Source organism: Donghicola mangrovi, assembly GCF_013377535.1.
GTDB classification, from domain to species: Bacteria; Pseudomonadota; Alphaproteobacteria; order Rhodobacterales; family Rhodobacteraceae; genus Donghicola; species Donghicola mangrovi.
Genome location: NZ_JABCJE010000007.1, coordinates 149235 through 170362, shown reverse-complemented (window position 1 = coordinate 170362; position 21128 = coordinate 149235). Strand labels below are relative to the sequence as shown.

Annotated in this window: 25 protein-coding genes; 17 read left to right on the top strand and 8 right to left on the bottom strand. The window is 60.8% G+C overall.

Going from position 1 to position 21128, the window contains the following annotated elements; translation table 11 throughout:
- Positions 1-24: 24 nt before the first annotated feature.
- The 14 genes from HJ536_RS14750 (at position 25) to HJ536_RS14685 (ending at position 14736) form a co-directional block, all read left to right on the top strand.
- Complete coding sequence (locus tag HJ536_RS14750; protein ID WP_176855549.1) at positions 25-909, top strand: ABC transporter permease; 885 nt, start codon at positions 25-27, stop codon at positions 907-909.
- Positions 909-1922, top strand: a complete 1014-nt coding sequence (locus tag HJ536_RS14745; RefSeq protein WP_177158278.1) for a quaternary amine ABC transporter ATP-binding protein — start codon at positions 909-911, stop codon at positions 1920-1922. The genes HJ536_RS14750 and HJ536_RS14745 overlap by 1 nt, the downstream gene beginning before the upstream one ends.
- Before the next feature lie 219 nt (positions 1923-2141).
- A complete protein-coding gene (locus HJ536_RS14740; RefSeq protein WP_176855532.1) occupies positions 2142-3152 on the top strand; it encodes a C4-dicarboxylate TRAP transporter substrate-binding protein in 1011 nt (336 codons plus the stop codon).
- A 75-nt stretch (positions 3153-3227) separates the two neighbouring features.
- Positions 3228-3857 carry a TRAP transporter small permease subunit gene (locus tag HJ536_RS14735; protein ID WP_177158277.1) on the top strand — a complete coding sequence of 210 codons (630 nt, stop codon included), beginning with the start codon at positions 3228-3230 and terminating at the stop codon, positions 3855-3857.
- Positions 3858-3860: 3 nt separating this feature from the next.
- Positions 3861-5261, top strand: a complete 1401-nt coding sequence (locus HJ536_RS14730) for a TRAP transporter large permease (protein ID WP_177158276.1) — start codon at positions 3861-3863, stop codon at positions 5259-5261.
- Positions 5262-5512: 251 nt separating this feature from the next.
- Entirely contained in the window at positions 5513-5821 is a 309-nt protein-coding gene (locus tag HJ536_RS14725; protein WP_176855529.1) for a hypothetical protein, read from the top strand.
- Between the two features lie 25 nt (positions 5822-5846).
- The gene (locus tag HJ536_RS14720; protein ID WP_176855528.1) at positions 5847-6212 is read left to right on the top strand and encodes a response regulator; all 366 of its coding nucleotides are present in this window, start codon (positions 5847-5849) and stop codon (positions 6210-6212) included.
- Entirely contained in the window at positions 6212-8221 is a 2010-nt protein-coding gene (locus HJ536_RS14715; protein ID WP_177158275.1) for a chemotaxis protein CheA, read from the top strand. Before HJ536_RS14720 ends, HJ536_RS14715 begins: the two co-directional genes overlap by 1 nt.
- Entirely contained in the window at positions 8218-8721 is a 504-nt protein-coding gene (locus tag HJ536_RS14710; protein WP_177158274.1) for a chemotaxis protein CheW, read from the top strand. The genes HJ536_RS14715 and HJ536_RS14710 overlap by 4 nt, the downstream gene beginning before the upstream one ends.
- Positions 8722-8733: 12 nt before the next feature.
- Positions 8734-10527 (top strand): methyl-accepting chemotaxis protein, encoded by a 1794-nt coding sequence (locus HJ536_RS20920; RefSeq protein ID WP_228028733.1) that lies wholly within the window; start codon positions 8734-8736, stop codon positions 10525-10527.
- Positions 10520-11041 carry a chemotaxis protein CheW gene (locus HJ536_RS14700; RefSeq protein WP_176855525.1) on the top strand — a complete coding sequence of 174 codons (522 nt, stop codon included), beginning with the start codon at positions 10520-10522 and terminating at the stop codon, positions 11039-11041. Before HJ536_RS20920 ends, HJ536_RS14700 begins: the two co-directional genes overlap by 8 nt.
- The gene (locus tag HJ536_RS14695; protein ID WP_176855524.1) at positions 11038-11877 is read left to right on the top strand and encodes a CheR family methyltransferase; all 840 of its coding nucleotides are present in this window, start codon (positions 11038-11040) and stop codon (positions 11875-11877) included. Before HJ536_RS14700 ends, HJ536_RS14695 begins: the two co-directional genes overlap by 4 nt.
- Positions 11874-13001 carry a protein-glutamate methylesterase/protein-glutamine glutaminase gene (locus HJ536_RS14690; protein WP_176855523.1) on the top strand — a complete coding sequence of 376 codons (1128 nt, stop codon included), beginning with the start codon at positions 11874-11876 and terminating at the stop codon, positions 12999-13001. Before HJ536_RS14695 ends, HJ536_RS14690 begins: the two co-directional genes overlap by 4 nt.
- Before the next feature lie 4 nt (positions 13002-13005).
- Positions 13006-14736 carry a hypothetical protein gene (locus tag HJ536_RS14685; protein WP_177158273.1) on the top strand — a complete coding sequence of 577 codons (1731 nt, stop codon included), beginning with the start codon at positions 13006-13008 and terminating at the stop codon, positions 14734-14736.
- Here the strand turns inward: HJ536_RS14685 and HJ536_RS14680 are convergent, their stop codons facing one another.
- From HJ536_RS14680 to HJ536_RS14660, 5 genes are all read right to left on the bottom strand, one after another.
- Complete coding sequence (locus tag HJ536_RS14680) at positions 14737-15381, bottom strand: exopolysaccharide biosynthesis protein (RefSeq protein WP_228028502.1); 645 nt, start codon at positions 15379-15381, stop codon at positions 14737-14739.
- Positions 15382-15451: 70 nt separating this feature from the next.
- Positions 15452-15589 carry an entericidin A/B family lipoprotein gene (locus tag HJ536_RS14675; protein ID WP_176855521.1) on the bottom strand — a complete coding sequence of 46 codons (138 nt, stop codon included), beginning with the start codon at positions 15587-15589 and terminating at the stop codon, positions 15452-15454.
- A 65-nt stretch (positions 15590-15654) separates the two neighbouring features.
- Positions 15655-17397, bottom strand: coding sequence for a sensor histidine kinase (locus tag HJ536_RS14670; RefSeq protein ID WP_177158272.1), 1743 nt, complete (start codon positions 17395-17397; stop codon positions 15655-15657).
- Positions 17394-17939 carry an RNA polymerase sigma factor gene (locus tag HJ536_RS14665; RefSeq protein ID WP_177158271.1) on the bottom strand — a complete coding sequence of 182 codons (546 nt, stop codon included), beginning with the start codon at positions 17937-17939 and terminating at the stop codon, positions 17394-17396. Before HJ536_RS14665 ends, HJ536_RS14670 begins: the two co-directional genes overlap by 4 nt.
- Before the next feature lie 8 nt (positions 17940-17947).
- Positions 17948-18112, bottom strand: coding sequence for a NepR family anti-sigma factor (locus HJ536_RS14660; protein WP_176855518.1), 165 nt, complete (start codon positions 18110-18112; stop codon positions 17948-17950).
- 95 nt (positions 18113-18207) lie between these two features.
- Here HJ536_RS14660 and HJ536_RS14655 point away from each other — a divergent pair, with 95 nt between their 5' ends.
- On the top strand, positions 18208-19026 hold the full coding sequence (locus HJ536_RS14655; RefSeq protein WP_176855517.1) for a response regulator: 819 nt from the start codon (positions 18208-18210) through the stop codon (positions 19024-19026).
- A 106-nt stretch (positions 19027-19132) separates the two neighbouring features.
- On the opposite strand, the gene HJ536_RS14650 is transcribed toward HJ536_RS14655, so the two are convergent.
- Positions 19133-19630, bottom strand: a complete 498-nt coding sequence (locus HJ536_RS14650; RefSeq protein WP_176855516.1) for a Dps family protein — start codon at positions 19628-19630, stop codon at positions 19133-19135.
- A 42-nt stretch (positions 19631-19672) separates the two neighbouring features.
- The gene (locus tag HJ536_RS14645) at positions 19673-19834 is read right to left on the bottom strand and encodes a DUF1328 domain-containing protein (protein ID WP_176855515.1); all 162 of its coding nucleotides are present in this window, start codon (positions 19832-19834) and stop codon (positions 19673-19675) included.
- Between the two features lie 173 nt (positions 19835-20007).
- Between HJ536_RS14645 and HJ536_RS14640 the strand changes: the two genes are divergently transcribed.
- On the top strand, positions 20008-20322 hold the full coding sequence (locus HJ536_RS14640) for a DUF883 family protein (RefSeq protein WP_176855514.1): 315 nt from the start codon (positions 20008-20010) through the stop codon (positions 20320-20322).
- Positions 20322-20660 carry a phage holin family protein gene (locus HJ536_RS14635; RefSeq protein WP_177158270.1) on the top strand — a complete coding sequence of 113 codons (339 nt, stop codon included), beginning with the start codon at positions 20322-20324 and terminating at the stop codon, positions 20658-20660. Before HJ536_RS14640 ends, HJ536_RS14635 begins: the two co-directional genes overlap by 1 nt.
- Before the next feature lie 191 nt (positions 20661-20851).
- On the opposite strand, the gene HJ536_RS14630 is transcribed toward HJ536_RS14635, so the two are convergent.
- Positions 20852-21037 (bottom strand): PLD nuclease N-terminal domain-containing protein, encoded by a 186-nt coding sequence (locus HJ536_RS14630; RefSeq protein WP_228028732.1) that lies wholly within the window; start codon positions 21035-21037, stop codon positions 20852-20854.
- Between the last annotated feature and the right edge of the window lie 91 nt (positions 21038-21128).

Sequence of the window (21128 nt, the reverse complement as noted above, 5' to 3'; positions counted from 1 at the left end):
AAAGAAAAGAAAGAGGTGACGGATTTGGAATTCTTCTATGAATTTCCCTCACTGGGCCGCAAGACGATCAGCGGTATGAAGCAGGGCGTCGACGAGGCCTTCAAAGGGTTCTCCCGCGCATATGGTCAACAGCTCGAAGATTTCTTCGATCCCCTGCTGCGGTTCATGATCTGGTTTGAAAAGCTGCTAGAGGCCACCCCTTGGCCCATCGTGCTGGTGGTGATTGGCGCGCTGGCATGGTTGGGGTCGCGGTCGTGGAAGATCACCGTGGGGTCCGTTCTGGCCTTTGTCGCCATCGGCGCCCTCGGCATGTGGGAGGACACGATGGCCACGCTAGCGATCATTTCGGTCGCGACGTTGCTGTGCATTATGATCGGCATTCCGTTGGGCATTCTGATGTCCCGCTCGGACCGCGCCCAAGGGATCATCACCCCCATTCTGGACGTGATGCAGACCATCCCGTCCTTTGTCTATCTGATCCCCGTGGTGATGCTGCTGGGGATAGGCAAGGTGCCGGGCCTCTTGGCTGTGTGCATCTATGCGATCCCGCCCATCGTGCGCCTGACCGATCTGGGCATCCGCCTTGTGGACAAGGATATCCTTGAGGCCGCCGATGCCTTTGGCACCTCGCCTTGGCAGAAGCTCTGGGGGGTGCAGGTGCCGCTGGCCCTGCCCAACATCTTTGCCGGGATCAACCAGACCATCATGATGGCCCTGTCGATGGTGGTGATCGCCTCGATGATCGGGGTCAAAGGCCTCGGGGTGCCGGTGCTAAAGGCGATCTCGAACCAGTATCTGGCGCTGGGTCTGATGAATGGTCTGGCCATCGTGGCGCTGGCGATCATCTTTGACCGCGTCTCCCAAACCTTTGGCAAGCGTTTGCAGGCCTACCGTCAGGGGGGCAAATGATGAGCGGTCCCAAGGTACAGATCAAAAACCTCTACAAAATCTTCGGCAAAACCCCGCAGAAGGTGCTGCCACTGGTCAAGAACGGCCTCGGCAAGCCCGAGCTCTTGGACCAGACGAACCACGTTTTGGGGATCAACAACGTCAGCCTCGATATCCCCGAAAAGCGGATACAGGTGGTCATGGGCTTGTCCGGTTCCGGCAAGTCCACCCTGATCCGCCACATCAATCGCCTGATCGAACCCACCGACGGCCAGATCCTGATCGACGGAGAGGACGTGCTGGCCATGTCCGAACGCCAGCTTCGGGACGTGCGCCGCAAGAAGACCTCGATGGTGTTCCAGAAGTTCGGCCTGCTGCCCCATCGCAAGGTGATGGAGAACGTCGGCTACGGGCTAGAGGTTCAGGGCGTTGGTGCCTCTGACATCCGGAAAAAGGCCCAGCACTGGATCGATCGCGTGGGCCTGACCGGATACGAGAACCACTATCCCGGTCAGCTGTCGGGCGGGATGCAGCAGCGGGTGGGCTTGGCCCGTGCGCTGGCCACGGACGCAGAAATCCTGCTGATGGACGAGGCGTTCAGCGCCCTTGATCCCCTGATCCGCTACGACATGCAGTCCATCCTGCTGGAGCTGCAAGACGAGCTACACAAGACGATCATCTTCATCACCCACGATCTGGACGAGGCTCTGCGCCTTGGGGACAAGATCGCGATCCTGCGGGACGGCGCCATGATCCAAGAGGGCACCGCGCCCCAGATCGTGCTGCAACCGGCCGACGACTATATCGCCGACTTCACCAAGGACATTAACCGCGGCAAGGTCATCCGCCTGCGTGCATTGGCTGCGAATGGCAGTGGATATGACGGGGCCACGATCCCCGCCGGAACCCTGCTGAACGATGCCCTGCAACCCTTGGCGCAGGCGCCGGACCAGACCCTTGGGGTGACGGAACCCGATGGGCGGATGGTTGGCACCGTGACCCTGACCCAAGTGATCAACGCGCTGGCCGGCTGACCCCGCGACCGCCGCCGCAAAAGACGCCACCCCTGACGCACACTGGGGCGGCGTTTGCACAACCGCAGACCGTGCCCTTCCACTAGGCGAAAAAAGCGACGTCTTTTTCTTGCCATAGCTATCCCGATCATGCACCAATTGGTCATGAAAACAGACCACCTGCACGAGGACGCCCCCACAGAGGGGTGGCAGAGGGTCGTTCATAAGGGAGGAAAATCTATGAAAACTTTGCTTGGCCGTACGGCCATCGCCCTTGTTGCTGTCAGTTTCGCAGCCGAAGCCAGCGCCACCGAATGGAACGTTTCCGTCTGGGGCAAGCGTCGCGCCTTTACCGAGAACATCGAAAAACTGGCCGAGCTGGTTGCCGCAAAGTCCAATGGCGACTTCACCATGAACGTCAGCTATGGCGGTCTGTCCAAGAACACCGAGAACCTTGACGGTATCTCGATCGGGGCGTTCGAAATGGCCCAGTTCTGCGCGGGCTACCACGCGGACAAGAACCGCGCGATCACCGTGCTGGAACTGCCGTTCCTTGGCGTGAACACGCTGGCCGAAGAGGTCGCCGTGTCGAACGCTGTCTACGCCCACCCCGCTGTGACCGAAGAAATGGCCCAGTGGAACGCCAAGATGCTGATGACCAGCCCGATGCCCCAGTACAATCTGGTCGGCACCGGCGAGCCGCGTGACACCCTTGCCAAGTTCGACGGGATGCGTGTTCGCGCCACCGGCGGCATCGGTCAGGCGTTCGAGGCTGTAGGCGCTGTCCCGACCTCGGTCACCAGTTCCGAGGCATATCAGGCGATGCAGTCCGGCGTTGTGGACACCGTGGCATTCGCACAGCACGCGCACCTGTCGTTCGGCACCATCAACGAGGCTGACTGGTGGACCGCCAACCTGAACCCCGGCACCGTGAACTGCCCCGTGGTGGTGAACATCGACGCCTATAACGATCTGTCCGAAGAGAACCGTAAAATTCTGGATGAATCGGTCCCCGAGGCGATCGACTTCTACCTGCAGAACTACGGCGAGCTTCTGAAAAAGTGGGACAGCGTTCTGGCGGAAAAGAACGTCCAGACCGTGACCATCTCGGACGAAGAGATCGCCGCATTCAAGGAAAAGGCCGGTGGCCCCGTCCAGCAGCAGTGGATTGCGGAAATGAGCGCGCAGGGCCTGCCCGCACAAGAGCTGTTCGATCTGGTCCAGACCACGCTGGCCGAAGCCCGCAAGTAATCGACATCGCAAGATGACCACAGGCTCCGGAGTCCGCTTCGGGGCCTGTTTCGAATATATCCAAGGGGGAAAGGTATGGCGGGGTCTTCCGCAGTACTGACCGACGACAGCCTGCTGAGCCGGATGGATCAGGGCCTGCTTCGGCTTGAGAGATTTTTCGCGCTGATCGCGGGGTTCGCCGTTTTCGGACTGATGGTTCTGGCGGTGGTCTCGGTGACGGGGCGCAATCTGTTTAACGAACCGCTGCCGGGCTATGTGGACTGGATCCAGCAGCTGATGCCTCTGATCGCCTTTAAGGGGATCAGCTATGTGCAGCGCGATGGCGGGCATATCCGCATGGACATTCTGGTCGCGCAGTTGCGGGGGCGTCCGCTGTGGATCTTTGAGTTTGTGACCACCGCGATGGTTCTGGGGCTGATGGTTCTGCTGGTCTGGGGCAGTTGGGCCCACTTTGACCGCAGCTTCGACTTCAGCAAACCGATGTGGAGCCGCGACAGCACCATCGACATCGGCCTGCCGATCTGGCCCGCCAAACTGTTGGCGCCCGTGGCCTTTTCTGTCCTGTGTCTGCGGACGGTGATCCAGCTGGTCGGCTATGGCCGCGCGATCCTGAGCGGAACTGACAGCCCGATCGCCGTTCCCCTGATCCAGAGCGCGGCCGAACAGGCCGCAGCCGAAGCAGAACATATCGAAGGCAGGGACTAAGCCATGGATTCACTCGAAATCGGCCTATGGGTCACTGGCGGGATGCTGGTCATGGTTCTGTTGGGGATGCGCGTGGCCTTTGCCGCCGCCCTGTCGGGACTGATCGGCCTGATCTGGATTTTCTGGGCCAAAAAGGGGATGGATCCCGACCAATTCATGTGGGCCCTGACGGTGGCAGTGAAAACCGCTGGCCAAGTGCCCCACGGCAAGGTCGCCAGCCAAGCTCTGAGCCTGATCCCCACATTCATTCTGATCGGCTATCTGGCCTATTACGCGGGCCTGACCCGCGCCCTGTTCGAGGCTTGCAAACGCTGGATCGCATGGGTGCCCGGTGGCCTCGCCGTATCAACCGTCTTCGCAACCGCTGGCTTTGCGGCGGTATCGGGGGCATCGGTGGCAACGGCGGCGGTATTCGCCCGTGTCGCCATCCCCGAGATGCTGAAGATCGGCTATGACAAGCGCTTTGCGGCGGGCGTTGTCGCGGCGGGCGGCACGCTGGCCAGCCTGATCCCGCCCTCGGCCATTCTGGTGATCTACGCCATCATCGTGGAGCAGGACGTGGGCAAGCTGCTGCTGGCGGGCTTTATCCCTGGCATCTTCTCGGCGGTGATTTACGGCTTCCTGATCATCGGCCTTGCCCTGTCGATCAAGAACTTCGGCCCCCCTGTGCGCGGCTTCACGTGGCGCGAGCGGTTCGCATCACTGCCCCCTGCCCTGCCCATCGTGGCGGTGGTCGTGATCATCGTCTTCTTCGTCTACAACCCCTTTGGCGGCGACGCTTGGGGCACCCCGACCGAAGGCGGCGCCGTCGGCGCGTTTGTGGTGTTCGTCATGGCCTTGGTCCACGGGATGCGCTGGAACGAGTTCAAAGACGCCATCATCGAAACCGCTCGCCTGTCCGCGATGATTTTCACGATCATCTGGGGCGTGCTGATCTATGTGCGGTTCCTTGGGTTTGCGGACCTGCCGCACGCGTTTGCGGACTGGATCACGTCGCTCCACTACAGCCCGATGACGATCCTGATCTGCATCCTTTTGGCCTATGCGGTGCTGGGGATGTTCATGGACGCGATCGGGATGTTGCTGCTGACCTTGCCCGTGGTTTACCCCGCCGTCATGGCCCTGAACGGGGGCGAAGCTGTCAGCGCCGCTGACGCGACCTTTGGCATGTCGGGGCCCATGTGCGCGATCTGGTTCGGTATTCTGGTGGTCAAGATGGCCGAGTTCTGCCTGATCACCCCGCCCATCGGTCTGAACTGTTTCGTGGTCGCAGGCGTCCGCGATGACCTGAGTGTTCAGGACGTGTTTCGCGGGGTCACGCCGTTCTTTGTGGCCGATGCCGTGACCATCGCGCTGCTGGTGGCGTTTCCGCAAATCGTGCTCTGGTTGCCCTCGATGGCATAGGGTTCTCCGAAGAATCACCACAACCACACAGGCCGGCCCGCTTTCCCGCGGACCGGCCTTTTGATTGGCTGATAGTCCGCGATTTGCGGCGCAATGGTTCTGGTCGCCCGTCCTTCGGCGACCGCCGCGTATACCTTCGGACTATACGGCGGCGTTTTGTGCAGACGTTTTAACAGGATGCGGAGAAATCGCGCCAAGTCCACAATTGGGCATCGCGTTTTGTACTGCACCAAAGCTGCGCGGAGGACCCAATGGACAAGATCAAGATTAACCTGTCGTCGCAGATGACCACCACTCTGGCTGACCTCGAACCCGTCCGTTTCGGTTTCGAGGAGGCTGCCGGCACCGAGAGTGCGGAACTGACCACCGACATAGACGATGATAGCTCTGACGTGGTGCTGTTCGGCATTGCGCAACTGATCATGGTTGCTCTCAAGGAACAAGCCGTCACCAAGGATCAGGTGACAGCAACGCTTCTGACCTCACCCAAACTTGCAGAAGCATTCGTCCGTATCGGGCTGAGCGATGCGGAAATTGCTGCGCTGTCTGCGCGGCATTGATCCCCCTCCTTATTGGAAGACTAACATGAGTAAAGAAATCCTTATCGTCGATGACTCACCGTCGGTGCGTCGAATGGTTTCCATGACGCTTCAGCAGGCTGGCTACTCGGTCACCGAAGCCGTCGATGGCGCCAAAGGGCTGGAGGCCGCGAAGGCCCACCGTTATGCGATGGTCATCACCGACCAGAACATGCCCAACATGACCGGCCTTGAATTCATTCAGGCCTACCGCTCGGACCCCAGCAGTTCGGGCGTTCCGATCATCTTCCTGTCGACCGAAAGCGAAGGTGGACTGAAAGAAGCCGCCCGTGCCGCTGGCGCACTGGGTTGGATGGTGAAGCCGTTCGAAACCGAACAGCTTCTGGCTGTGGTCAAGAAGGTAGCCGGATAATGATGGACGCGGAAACGCAGGAGATCTTCCGTCAGGAAGCTGAAGCCCTCATGGAAGCCCTCCAGGAGGGGCTTTTGGTTCTTAAGGACACCCCCGACGACCTCGAGGTCGTCGCTGGCGTTTTCCGCGCCCTTCATACGATCAAGGGCACAGGCGCGATGTTCGGATTTTCGCGCCTCGCATCCTTTGTCCACAACTTCGAAGCCGCGTTCGAGGCCGTCCGGTCCGGCAAGGCCGTCGTCACCCCCGAATTGGTGAACGTCGCGCTAACCGCCTATGACCTGATCGCCGAACTGCTGGAAGGGGGCGATCCCGATCCGGCCAAGGACGCGGAACTGACCGCCGCCCTGAACGCAGCAACCACAGGAGAGGCCGCGCCGGCAACGGCTGCGGCCCCTGCTGCGAAAAAGGACGCCGCCCCCGCCAAGATTGAATCCTGGGATCTGCAGTTCCGTCTGCCTCAGGACTTCATGGAGATCGGCGGCAACCCCATCGCCATGCTGGACGAGCTGCGTGAAGTTGGCGGCGACAGCGTATCTGTCCGCCTCCTGACCGACCGCCTGCCTCCGATCGCGCAGATGGACCCGCGCGCGCTCTATGCCGGTTTTCAGGTGACCCTGCCCGGCACCATCAAAGAAGGCGCGATCCGCGATGTCTTCATGTTCCATGAAGACCAGATGGAACTGAACCTGACCGCCGTTCACGCCGCCGAGGCTGCTGCCCCTGCCCCCGCAGAGGCCCCCAAAGCCGCCGCACCTGCAGCCCCCGCTGCCCCTGCGGCAGAGCCCAAAGCCGAAACCGCCGCCAAGGCGAACAAGGCCGCATCCGCTGCCGTCGCCCAACTGCGCGTGGCCGCCGACCGCGTGGACCTGATCATGGACCGCGTGGGCGAGTTGGTCATCGCCGAGGCCCGTCTGGCCGCCATCGCCGCCCAACTCCAGAACGAAGCGCTGCTTGGCGTGGTCGAGGACATCCAGCGTCTGGCGCTGGGTCTGCGCGACTCCACCATGGCGCTGCGGATGACCCCGCTGTCCAGCATCATGGGCCGCTTCCGCCGCCTGAGCCACGATCTGGCCGAAACCACCGGCAAGACCTTTGACTTCATCGTCGAGGGCGAAGAGACCGAGCTGGACAAAACCGTGGTCGAAAAGCTGACCGACCCGCTGGTCCACATGATCCGCAACTCGGTCGACCACGGTCTGGAAACCCCCGAACAACGCGCCGAGGCCGGCAAGCCCGAGCGCGGTCTGGTCAAACTGTCGGCCCGCCATGCCGGTGCCGAAGTGATCATCGAGATCATCGACGACGGACGCGGCATGAACGAAGCCGCCATCCGCAAGCGCGCCATCGAGCGCGGCCTGATGACCGAGGACAGCGACATCCCCCGCAGCGAAGTGCTGAAGATGGTGCTGGAGCCCGGCTTCTCGACCGCTGAACAGGTGACCGCTCTGTCCGGTCGCGGCGTGGGTGCGGACGTGGTGAAACAGGCGATTGAATCGCTGAACGGCTCGATCGACATCACCTCGGAGCCCGGTTTCGGCACGACCTTCTGTCTGCGCCTGCCGCTGACCCTAGCCATCATCGAGGGCCTCTTGATCGGCGTTGCGAACGATCGCTACGCCCTGCCCCTGCTGGCCGTCGAACAGATCCTCGAGCTGCCCGAAAAGCTGGCCAAGGGTGACAGCGCCACCGACGTGATCGAACTGAACAACGAACTGGTGCCCGTGCTGCGCCTGCGTCAGGTGTTCAACCGTACCGGCACCCCTGCGGCCCACCCCAAAATCGTCATCGTCGGCGCCAACGACACCCGCGTGGGTCTGGTCGTGGACGAGATCATCGGCACCAACCAGACCGTGATCAAGCAACTCTCGCCGCTGCACAGCCGCCTGAAAATCTTCTCGGGGGCGACCATCCTCGGGGATGGCTGCGTGGCTCTGATCCTTGACGTGATCCACCTTGTGACTCTGGGACAGGAAATCGAGCAGCGCCTGAAAGGAAACGCAGCATGACCAAGAACAAAGGCTATGCCGACCTGATCCCGCGCCTGAACAGCGTGGTCGCCTTCGAGATGGGCGGCGAGTTGATGGCCCTGCCCACCGATGTCCTGCGAGAGGTTCTGGAACTGCCGAACCTGACCCCCGTGCCCTGCGCGGGGCCGTTCTCGGCGGGTCTGATCAACATCCGCGGTGTGGTTCTGCCCGTGGCCGACCTGCGCCCGCTGTTCCGGATGCCGGTCAAGGAAAACGACCGCGAGACCCGCATCCTGATCATCGAAACCACCGTCCACGAAAAGTCGCTGACCGTCGGTGTCATCGCCGAGGCCGTCCACGCCATCGCCGAAATCGACCCCGAAACCCTGCGTCCCGTGCCCGCTGTGGGCACCCGTTGGCCACAAGGCACGCTTCATGCAATGGCCCGCTGGAATGACCAGTTCGTTGCGATCCCGGATGTTGTGCAGATCTTCGAAACCCACATCGCCCAAGAACCCCAGCTCGTGTCGGTAGACTGAGAAAGACCCATTATGCGATTGACCATCAAAGCCAAGCTTGTCGTAACCTGTGCGGTCCTGATCGGCCTGTCCACGACATCTGGGATGATTGCCCTGCGCGACCTTCAAAAGATGAAAGAGCGCAACGAATTCGTCGTGATCGAGAACGTGGACGCCATCGAGCATTCCTTCGAGATGATGCTGCTGCAGGACAAGATCGACGAAGCGATCCGTGATTACGTGCTGTCCAGCGACGTGGCAACCAAGCGCGATCTGGACACCAAGATGCTGGAACTGCGCAACGCGCAGACCGACATGATCGCGCAGGCCCGCGAGCACGCCTTTACAGACGAAGCGCAGGCCACCATCGACGAGTTTGAGAAGCTGCGCGACGAAGTCGCTTCCATGAACAAAGAAGTCATGCAGCTGCTGCTGTTCGACATGACCAAAGAGGCCGGCACCCTGCTGCGTGAAAAGGGCGGCGAGCTGAACGAAAAGATGACCGAAGTCACCGAGCGTCTGCTTGTCCAGAACGACAAGGTGATGGCCGACAGCATGGTTGTTTCGAACGCAGAGTTCCGCAAGACCCAGATCCTGATCTGGACCCTCAGCGGTCTGGCGGCGACCTTGGGTACTTTGGCCGGTCTGTGGATTCTCATGTCCCTGTCGCGCGGCCTGAACCGTGCCAAGGAACTGACCAAGGCCGTGGCCGAAGGCGACCTGACCCGTACCGCGACCCTCAAGGGCAGCGACGAGATCACCGAAGTGCTGCGCCACGCCAACACCATGGTCGAGCGTCTGCGCACCGTCGTGGGCGAAGTGGCCTCGGGGGCCAGCAACGTGTCGACCGGCGCGAACCAGATGGCCAAAACCTCTGAGGAAATGAGCGACGTCGCGACCCAGCAGGCGGCCTCGACCGAAGAGGCGTCGGCCTCGATGGAGCAGATGGCCTCGAACATCGCGCAGACCGCCGAGAACGCCCAAGAGACCGAGAAGATGGCCAAGCAATCCGCCGACCGTGCCCGCGCCAGCGGACAGGCCGTGCGCGAGGCCGTGAAGGCCGTGAACACCATCGCCGACCGCATCAACGTGGTGCAGGAAATCGCCCGTCAGACCGACCTTCTGGCGCTGAACGCGGCTGTTGAGGCCGCCCGCGCGGGCGAGCATGGCCGCGGCTTTGCTGTGGTTGCCTCCGAAGTGCGCAAGCTGGCCGAACGCAGCCAAGCCGCCGCAGGCGAGATCAACGAGCTGTCGGTCCAGACCATCACCGCCGCACTGGATGCGGGCCAGATGATCGACAAACTGGTACCCGATATCGAACGCACCGCCGATCTGGTTAGTGACATCACCCGCGCCAACACCGAAATGTCGGCAGGTGGCACTCAGGTGAATAACGCGATCCAGAACCTTGACCGCGTGACCCAGTCGAACACCGCCGCCGCCGAAGAGATGTCCGCCACCGCCGAGGAACTGGCCGCTCAGGCCGCGACCCTGCGCTCGTCGATCTCGTTCTTCCGCACCGGCGATTACGACACCACCGTCACCGCCGAGGATATCCTCGACATGACCTCGCTGGCCCCTGCCCCCGAGGCCCCCAAGCCCGCCGCAGCCCCTGCGAAAAAGGCCGAAGCCAAGCCTGCACCCAAGCCCGCAGCGGCGGCCCCTGCGCCTGCGCCCGCAAAGGCCCCCGCGGCCACCGTCAAAACCCAAGAGAACGTCGTGTCGTTCTCTCCGGCGCCGATCAAGAATGGCGGGTTCTCGTTCGATCTTGGCGAGACGCAGGATGACGACAAGGTAGATTTCAAACCGGAGCAGCCCCATGCCTGAGCAAAAGAAACAAGCACCGGCCTCTAGCGGCACTTTCCTGAACTTCATGCTTGGCGATGCCCTGATGGCCATCCCCGTCGAGCGTGTCCGCGAAATTCTGGATGCCCGTGACATCAACCCGCTGCCGCAGGCGCCCGACTATATCATGGGCTTTATCGACCTGCGCGGCGACAGCATCGTCGTGGTGGACCTGCGCACGCTGATCGGCCGCCCCTACAAGAAAGACGATCTGGACACCCGGATCGTCGTTCTGTGGGTGCAGGAAGGCGAGCGCGAGCAGGTTCTGGCCCTGCGCACCGACAAGGTAACCGAGGTCAGCCGCTTTGACGGCGACCGGATCGAGCCCATCGAAACCGGCACCATGCTGAACTGGGACCACCGTATCGTCTCGGGTCTGGCGCGCCGCAGCGGCAACTACGTCACCCTGCTGGATCTGGACCGTCTGCTGAGCAGCAAGATCATCGCCAGCCTCGACAAACACATCGAGGACGCGGTGGGCGGTGCACTTGCATGAGCCCCGCGACCGAAACGGCCGAGGATAGCAGAAAGGCACGCTTTCGTGCCATCGTCACGCAGGCAACTGGGATCCAGATGCCTGCTTCCAAACAAAGCATGATCGAAGGGCGGATGCGCCGCCGGTTCTCGTCGCTGGGACTGTCGAACATGGACGCCTATCTTGAGCACCTGTTCGAACAGAACGCGCTCAAGGACGAGCTGCCCCATATCGTGGACCTGATGTCCACGAACAAAACCGACTTCTTTCGCGAGCCTGCCCACTTCAAGTGGCTGATGCACAAGATCATCCCCGAGCACCCCGCCGGTCAGCCCTTCAAGATGTGGAGCGCGGCGTCATCCTCGGGACAAGAGGCCTATACGGCCGCCATGCTGCTGTCCGAGCACGCCCGTAAGGACACCAGCTTCAAATACGGCATTCTGGGCACCGACATCTCTCAGGGGATCGTCGACGAGGCCCGTGCCGGCGTCTATTCCGAGGACCAGCTTCTGGACATCCCCGAGGCCCTGATCGACCGCTATTTCGTAATGGGACACAACTCCAAGGGGTTACGCTGCGGGCGCGTCGTAAAAACTTTGCGTCAGCGCGTGCGGTTCGAGCAGATGAATCTGATCCACGGAAATTATCCCGTCGACACAAATCTCGACGTGATTTTTCTGCGTAACGTCCTGATTTACTTTGATGTTCCCACACAAACCCGAGTCATCCGAGACATCACCGATCACCTGAAAATCGGCGGTCATCTGTTTGTCGGCCACTCTGAATCGATGGTCGTGACGGATTCCCGCTTAAAACAAGTGTCGTTTGCCGTTTTCAAGAAGGAGAGGGCAACATGAATACAGTCAAGAAACATGCCGATGCTATCCGTGTCATGATCGTGGAAGACTCGATCACGGCCCGCACTATGCTCAAGATGATGCTTGAGAGTGCGCCGGATATCACCGTTATGGAAACGGCACGCGATCCCTTTGACGCGGTCGAAAAGATGAAAGCGGGCCTGCCCGACGTCATCTTGCTGGATATCGAAATGCCCCGCATGGACGGCCTGACCTTCCTGCGCCGGATCATGGCACAGCACCCGCTGCCCGTCGTGATCTGTTCCAACCATACCGAAGCCGGATCGCAGACCGCGATGAAGGCTCTGGAGATGGGCGCAGTGGAAGTCATGTCGAAATCGCAGCTTGGCAACTCCATGTCGGACGAAGCCAAGATCCAGATCTGCGACTCTGTCCGTGCTGCTGCCCATGCCCGCGTGCGTCCGAACAAGAAACCGGTCGAACGCCAGCTGGTCGCTGAAAAGAAGCTGTCGGCAGATGTGATCCTGCCGGCGCGCCCCGAAAACGCTCCGCCTGTGCCGCGCACCGAACCGATCATCTCGATCGGCGCGTCTACTGGCGGCACCGACGCACTGGCCAAAGTCCTGACCGGCCTGACCCCCGATTGCGCTCCCGTGGTGATTGTACAGCACATGCCCGAACGCTTTACCGAAGCGTTTGCGCGCCGTCTTGATGGCCTGTGCAGCATCCACGTCAAGGAAGCCGAAGACGGGGACATGCTGGAAAAGGGTCTGGCCCTGATCGCGCCCGGTCATTCGCACGTCACCCTGACCCGTCTGGGTCGTGGCTACCGCTGCAACGTCATCGGCGGCCCCTATGTCAGCCGTCACCGTCCCTCTGTGGACGTGCTGTTCCGCTCGACCTCTCGCGAGGCAGGGGCGAACGCACTGGGGATCCTGATGACCGGCATGGGCGACGATGGCGCCGACGGTATGTGCGAAATGCGCAAGGCGGGGGCAATGACTCTGGCCCAGGACGAAGCCTCGTGCGTCGTCTACGGGATGCCCCGCGAAGCCGTAAAGCGCGGCGGTGCAGTCCGGTCGGTCAGCCTGAACAATATCGCCGGTGAAATCATGAATTTCTCGGCGGGCAAACTCGCATCAAACACCGCAATGGGACGCTAAAACCATGGCAGCCTCTGTACAAAACGAACATAACGCTATCCTGCGCAGCCCCCTTTTCCGTCTGGAATCGGTCTTCAGTCGTGTGACTGACAGCCTGTTCTTTGCCAGTGAAAAGGCCGCGCTGCTCAAGGGCGCTATGGGGGATCTGGTCGAAATCACCAACCAGCACCAGATCGACATCGTGTCTCAGGGGCGCAAGGACATCAACACGTTCGCCACCCAGGTCGACGAGCGCATCAGCCAGTCGTCCGGTTTCCTGCGTGAAATCGGGCGCAAGCGCCAGATGATGAACGCCGAAATCAAGGATCTGGCCCAGAACATCCACTCGGCCAGCATCGTCTCGCTGAACGCCCGCATTATCGCGCAGGGGCACCGTACCCTGAAACAGGGCGAACAGCTGGTCCGTCTGGCCGAGAATATCTCGGGCATCACCGACAACGCCTCGCAGCAGGTTGCCGAGATGCTGAAGGCCACCGAGAGCATCACCAAAGCCCTGCAAAAGCTGCTGGTCTACGCAGAGGACCAGTCGCTGACCCTGGCCGACACCATCCGTCCCGAAATCCGGTCGCTGGAGAAATCTCTCCAGACCCTGAGCCGCGCGCTGGAAAACTCGCACGAGGCGGCGGAATGGATGAACGAATACTACCGCAAAGCCGAAGGCGACGTGATGATGGTCATCCAGTCGCTGCAGGTGGGCGACCGTGCCCGCCAGCGCGCCGAGCACATCCAGCAAATCCTGCACGAAGCTGCATCGTTCCCCACCGGATCGCACGAAAACCAGCTGCTGACCGCGCTGGCCGACATCCAGATGGAACAGGCCGTTCAGGAAACCCTGACCGACGCGGAAAAGGCCATGGTCACCCTGACCGGTCTGGCCGCCGATCTGGACCGCTACCAGCAGAACAACAGCGCCCTGCGCAAGGCTTTTGCCGACCGTCACGAACTGAACAACGGCGTTTTGCAGACCGACCTTCTGAACAAGCAAAAGGCCGAAATGGCTGGCGGTTCGAATGAAAGTCAGGCCCTGATGAACCAGATCCGCGAGAGCGACGAGCGCCTCAAGGAACACAGCCGCAACCTGAACAACGCCGCGTTCCAGATGCAGCTGGCCTCGCTGAACACCATCATCGCCTGTGCCCGCGAAGGCCGCGCCGCAGCCGATATGATCGTGATTTCGCAGCAGGTGAACTCGGTCGTGTCGACCGTGCCCGAGATCTATGTGACCTTCAGCGCCGCCTTGGACAGCACCAAGCAGCACCTCGAGGATTATCTTGCGGGCGTCACCTCTAGCAGCAGCGGCAACATCAACGCCGAAGTCATTGCGATGATCCCCGTGGTCGTCACCGTCGTGTCGGACCTGATGCCCAAGCTGGCATCGGACTCCGAACAGGTGGCCCGCGCGATCGAGGCCAGCGACCGCATGCTGCGCGAACTGGTCAATGACCTGAAGCAGACCAACCGCAAGGGTACTTCGGTCAAGCGCCGCTTCCCGACCTCGCTCGAGCTGGAGCCGCGGTTCCAGCGCGTGTCTGCCCGTATTCGCAAGCTCTACACCATGCAGGCCGAACGTGACCTGCACGACGGCCTGCTGGCGAACTACATCGAAGCCGACGAAGCGCCCGCTCCGGCGGCCAAGAAAGACGATGTGAAGTTCGAGATGTTCGACGAGGCCCCCGCACCCAAGGCCGAAGCGGCCCCCTCGGGTGGCAGCGATCTGTCGGATATCCTGTTCTGATCAGCCAGCCATTGCGCTGACCACAGTCACCGGAACCATCGCGGCGGCGGCCATCAGGACTGCCGCCGTTGCTGCGAACAGACCATCCCGCGTCAGCAGCGCGGTCGAGATCAGCAGCACAGCCAGCCCCAGAATGGACGAGGAAAACGGCACCAACTCCAGAAAGGGCATCGCCCCCCCGCACAGGATGCACATGAACTCCAGCCCTTTGCGCATGGGGCCGCGAACCATGAACAGCATCCGGCGTTTGGCCCGTTCGTCCAGCCAGTCCGCCCCTCTGGTGATGCGGCGCAAGGCTCCGCACAGGCGGGTACCGCTGACCTTCTGGTTCATCACGAATTTCGGCAGCCAAAGATGATCGCGCCCCATAAACATCTGCGAGGCGACAAAGGCGATCGACAGCCCGCACACCGATGAAAACAGGGGAATGCCGCTGAGCGGGGATACCACGAGCAGCGCGGCGGCCATCATCACCGGCAGAAAGGACGTCTGCCCGAACCCCGCGATCATGTCGCGGACGGTCACTTCGGGCTTGTCCGCATGGACCGTCAGGCGATCCACCACGTCCCTCACCGGCCCGTTGGGGCTGTCGGGGATAATAAACCGTTTGGGGAAATACACACGCATCGCAACTCCGGGAGCCATCGAACGATCCGCCGCTGAAAATATGAGGGAAAAGAAAAGGCAGGCCGCACAGCCTGCCGGATGACGCTGATTACTGAGCTTCTTGCGAGGCGTTGGTGATCGCTTCGCCGGTATGCTCGATATCGCGGCCCGCGCCTTCGATGGTCTCGCAGGCGGCAAGGCCGAAGATCACCAGAAACGATGCCAGCACGTAATTGGACTTGAACATCTAAATAACCCTTCCGTGTTTTTCTTTATAAGAAATCAACGCAGAAGGGTTATATTTGTTCCCGATCAGGCGGCCTCTTCGTCATCTTCTTCGTTATCGAACATGATCCCGAAAGTGACGTGAATGCCGTAGCGTTCGGGCAGGTCCTCGACCTCGATCCGGCCTTGCAGTTGCGAGGCAAAGGACTGGATCAGGCTGCGCCCCAAGGAGGGTTCATCAGCGGCAGAGGCCTTCAGGGGCTCGCCCTTGGAGTTCACTATGGAAAAGCACACCTCGTCCTGACCCAGATCGGACAGAACCAGCGAAATCCACCCTGCCCCGTCCTGACGGGCGCCGCAGTATTTGATCGCGTTGGTTACGGCCTCGGTCACCATCAGGGACAGCGGCACGGACTGTTCGGGCGTAATCTCGATCGGGGCGAAGTTAGTGCTGATTTTCACGCGGCTCTTGGCGCTGTCCATACCGCCCACAACGACCATCTGGCTGATGATATCCTCGAGCAGCAGGTCGGCCCGCACCATCGACAGTTTGCGCGCGGTGTACAGATAGCGGTGCACGGCGGCCAAGGCCATCACACGCTCTTGCACGCGGCGCAGCAGGCGCTTGGCCTCGTCGCTGCGAGCGTTGCGCACCTGCATGTTCATGATGCTGCAAATGAGCTGGAGGTTGTTTTTGACCCGGTGGTGGACTTCTTTCAGCAGGATGGTCTTTTCGGTCAGATCCTCGGCCCGCTGGCGTTCCTGATTGCTCAGGCGCTGCGCCATATCGCGGAAGGCTTGGGCGACGGCCTCAAGCTCCTCCGGGGCGTTGTCCAGACGGGCGCTTCTGACCTCGGACCGGCCAGCCGCATAAAGACGCATCCACACCCGCAGGCGCTGGATGTGACGGATGACCAGACGGTGTGTGCCGAAATAGGCGACCAGAATGCCCACGCCCCACATCAACAGCGGGAAATACAGCGCCATCACGCGGCCCATCAGCGGGAACGGCGCGACGTCCTCGGGCTCCCAACTGCCCATGACAAAGGCCTGATCTTCCATGATCGGCACAACGGCGAACTGGCGCTTTTCGCCCTGCTGGTTCAGGCCGGTATAAAGCTGGCGCTGGGGCTGGACGAAATCGTTCAGGGACCGCCCTTGGGGCAAGAAGGCGAAGAGCTCTTCTTCGGTGAAATCCGCGGCCAGGGGCGCGCCGGTGGCGTCGAATATCACCAGATCCACGTCAGAGGTGTTGTTCTGGAGCAGCGTGTTGGCCAGCGCGTAGGGGATCGAAATCCAGACATAGCCCTGACGTTCGGCCACCGGACCAACCGGCACAGCAAGGCTGAGCGCCGCTTGGGGGCCGCTGGAGGTGTTGGACCAGAATTCCGCGTCCCCGTTGCTTTGCTGGATTTTCGAGAACATGTCCCGACCGATGCGCAGGGTCTCGTCATTCATCGCCGAGGCGCAGGCCACGCGGCCCGACGCCGTCAGATACCCCGCCATAGAATAACTGTTGTCGCCTTTGACCAGGCTTTGCAGAACGCCGTTACACAGGTTCGCATCCTCGGCCATAACGATTTCGGTTTCCGCCAGCGCCTTGGCCGCGCCAAGGGCCGACTGGATCAATTCGCGCTCGCGCGAGGCGGCGCGTTCTGTCCGGTCCAGTAGAACGGTTTCGGACAGGTTGTCGGACTCCTTCATCACTTGGGCAGTCTGATAAAAGGAAATGAGCGCCAGCGGTAAAATCGCCAGCGTCATCACACCGATCAGCCGCAGCGCCAACCCACCGGTAGCGCTGCGCATTGCCTCAAGCTTTTCGTCCATCATGCCGCCGGTTTCCCCGACAGTACGGCCAGCGTTCTGGCATCGGTGACTTCGTAGGTCTCGTTCTCTTCCATGCCCATCAGCTCGGCCAGACGCTTGCGGGCGCGGTTGGTCCGGCTTTTGATGGTGCCTACGGCGCAACCACACATGTCGGCTGCTTCCTCATAGGAGAAGCCCTCGGCGCCAACCAGCGTCAGCGCTTCGCGCTGTTCGTCGTTCAGCTGCATAAACGCCACTTGGAAGTCACGCATGGCAAGGCTGCCATCATGGCTGGGTTTGACCGACAATTGACCGGCCATCACTCCATCGGGGTCCTCGACCTCGCGGCGACGTTTGCGATGCAAAGAGTAGTAGGTGTTCCGGAGAATGGTAAAAAGCCATGCCCGCATGTTGGTACCGGGCTGGAAACTGTCAAAGTTGGACCACGCCTTGACCAGCGAGTCCTGCACCAGATCATCGGCGGCGGCACTGTTGCGCGCAAGGCTCAGCGCGAACGCCCGCATTGCCGGCAAGTGTGTCACCAGTTCGTCTCTTGGATCGCTCATGTCGGACCTCACGCATCCGCCTCGCTTTTTTCGGAATCTGTCTCGCTCTTGCGCAATTGCGCAAGAAGTTGGGCGAAACGATCGGGCACAGGCTCGTTCACCGCGGACTGGTAGACGCGACGCAGGTTCTCGTCGATCTGCTCGTCCAATCGGTTTTTGGGCTTTTCGGACATTCGGTATGACCTGTTAAATTTTTCACTCTCTCGGGGAACCAAACACGTTTCGTTGCATTAGGTTCCCGACACGATCAAAAATTTTGAGGAACGAAATGTCTAGCACCGCAGGGACCCCTGATATCTCGGCACAGATTGCAGCCGACCTTCCCTACCTGCGCCGGTATGCCCGCGCGCTCACGGGTAGCCAGACCACTGGTGACAAGTACGCGATTACCACCCTCGAAGCGATTTTGGCCGACCCTGCCATCTTTGACCGCATGACCTCGCCTCGGGTGGCATTGTTCAAAGCTTTCAACTCGATCTGGATGTCCTCGGGCGCGCCGATCGAAGCAGACATTGATTTGACCGGCCCCGAAGCCCGCGCTCAGATGCGTTTGTCCCGCCTGACCTCGGGCACCCGCGAAGCCCTGCTGCTGCAGAGCATCGAAGGTTTTACCGCAGACCAGATCGGCGAGATCGTCGGCGTGTCCGGTGACGAAGCTGCCAGCCTGCTGGACATCGCCCGTGATGAAATGAGCAAAGGTATTCTTGGCAACGTCATGGTCATTGAGGACGAGGCCATCATCGCCATGGATATTTCGGAAATCGTTGCCCAGATGGGCCACGAGGTTACCGGCATTGCCCGCACCAAGACCGCCGCCGTGGAACTGGCGCGCCGCACCCCGCCGGACATGATCCTTGCCGACATCCAGCTGGCCGACAAATCCTCGGGCATCGACGCGGTGAACGAAATTCTGGCCGAGCTTGGTGATCGTCCTGTCGTCTTTATCACCGCCTTCCCCGAACGCCTGCTGACCGGCGACCGCCCCGAACCTGCGTTCCTGATCACCAAACCCTATTCCGAAGATCAGGTCCGCTCTGCCGTGAGCCAGGCCATGTTCTTTACCAGCACCGAAACTCTGCTGGCCTAACCGGTTTTTGTAAGCCGCTCAAAGCTTGTAAGTGGTAAAAGGAAACGCCCCGCGGATCGTCACTGCGGGGCGTTTTCTATTGGCCCCGAGGGGCGGTGGCGCCGGATTACTCCGACGCGATCGCCCGCAGCATCCAAGCTGCTTTTTCGTGGAATGCCGAACGCGCGGTGGCCATGTCGTCGGTCACAGGGTCGTTCGCCTTGCCTGCCAGTTCGACCAGCGCGTGCATCCGGTATGCGATGCGTTCGTGATCTTTGGCCAGCTCTTCGATCATGGCGCGGGCGTCGGGCGTGCCTTCGGCATCCTTGATCACCGAGCGTTCAACGATCTCGGACAGTGTCATCGGCGCCAGAGCCCCCAAGGCACGCATCCGCTCGGCCAGTTCATCTGCGGCCTCGAACAGGTTTTCGTACTGCTCTTCGGTCAGATGGTGGATCGAGTAGAACAGCGGTCCTTCTACGTTCCAGTGGTAGGCGTGGGTTTTGTACAGCAGGCAGTACGTATCGGCCAACACATCGGCCAGTCCGGTGGCGACCGAGGCAGGCTCGGTCACGCCGGTGTTTACGTCCTGGGTTTGCGGGGTGGTTTGCAGAATATCTTTCATGATCCCTCTCCGGTCAGGTGTGAATGTGGGGTGGGCGCAGCGTTAGCTACGCACCAGCCGCGCAATCAGGGTCACCACGAACAGGATCAGGAACAGGAAGAACAGAATTTGCGCGATACCCGCCGAAGCAGAGGCGATCCCGCCGAAACCGAACACGCCGGCAACAAGTGCAACAACAAAGAAAACAAGAGCCCAGTAGAGCATTGGTCTATCCTCTCGACAAAGAATGAAATCTGGCTGCTCAACGTAAGCGAGAGGGAAATGGTTCCCCGAAACGGACTCAATTATTTTCTGGGTGGAATTTCATTCTATAGGGAACCTTTTTGAGCCCCGTGCGTTCTGCTTTCAACGACGCATTCAACTCAAGAGGTTTCCAAATGGCTATGACCAAAACCAACCCCGATGTTAATGATCTTTCGGCTCAGATCGACGCTCTGAAGGCAGATATCAGCCGCATCACCACCACCCTGACCGAGATCGGCTCGGCGAAAAAAGACGCCGCTGTCGCATCGGCCCGCGAAGGTGCAGCCACCCTGCGCGCCGAAGGTGCCAAGCAGGTCGAGTACGCCCAAGCGACCGCCGAAGAGTACGGCGCACAGGCCGCTGACGCGATCCGCCGCCAGCCCGCAGCTGCCGTGGGTATCGCAGTTGCCGCCGGTTTCCTTGCTGGCATGCTGACCGGCCGCAAGTAATGATGTTGCTCCACAGCCTGCGGCGCTCGGTGCGCCGCACGGTGGGGCGTCTTGCGCTGACTTCGGTCGCCGGACTTTTGGTAGCGGTCGGGATTGGGTTTCTGACCGCCGCCTTATGGATGCTGATCGCCGCCACCCACGGCGCCATGATGGCCGCTACGATTATCGGTGGCCTCTATGTGGGTGTAGGCCTGATTATGATGGCCGTGGCTATGCCAAGCCGCAGCCGCCACCATCACCACCATGCCCCCGCCGTTGACCCCACTGCCCTTGTGCTGGCGCAAATCGCCGAAGGGTTTGTCACCGGAATGCGGGCCGGTCGCGCCACCCGCCGCTAAATCCCGAGATTGAATAAAAAAAGCCCCGCCATAAGGCGGGGCAGTTCCCGTTAAGGGATTGGGACGAGCCGCCAGAAATCTGGGAATGTATGACATCCGGCAGGAATGCGGGGGACAAGGGATGGTCCCGCATATCTGTTACTATAACGCAGGAATCGCGATTTGGTTTCCTGTGTTCGTAAAAATTTATTTCAGATCCGTTTCGACCGGGGCCCGAAGAAAAGCCACAGGATAAAGCCAAGGATCGGCAGGAACAGCACCAGCAAAACCCAGATCACTTTGCTGCCCGTTCCACGGTGCGAGCCCACGATCGACACCAGCGCCCAGATGTCGAGCACCAGCACGATAAAGCCGCCAATTCCCGAATATTCCATCATCGTAATTATCCTTCTCCGAATACGAACCGGTGAAAATCTGTCTGTTTCAAGGAACCGCCAGCGCGGTGAAGCGTTCCTTTGGAAACCTTTC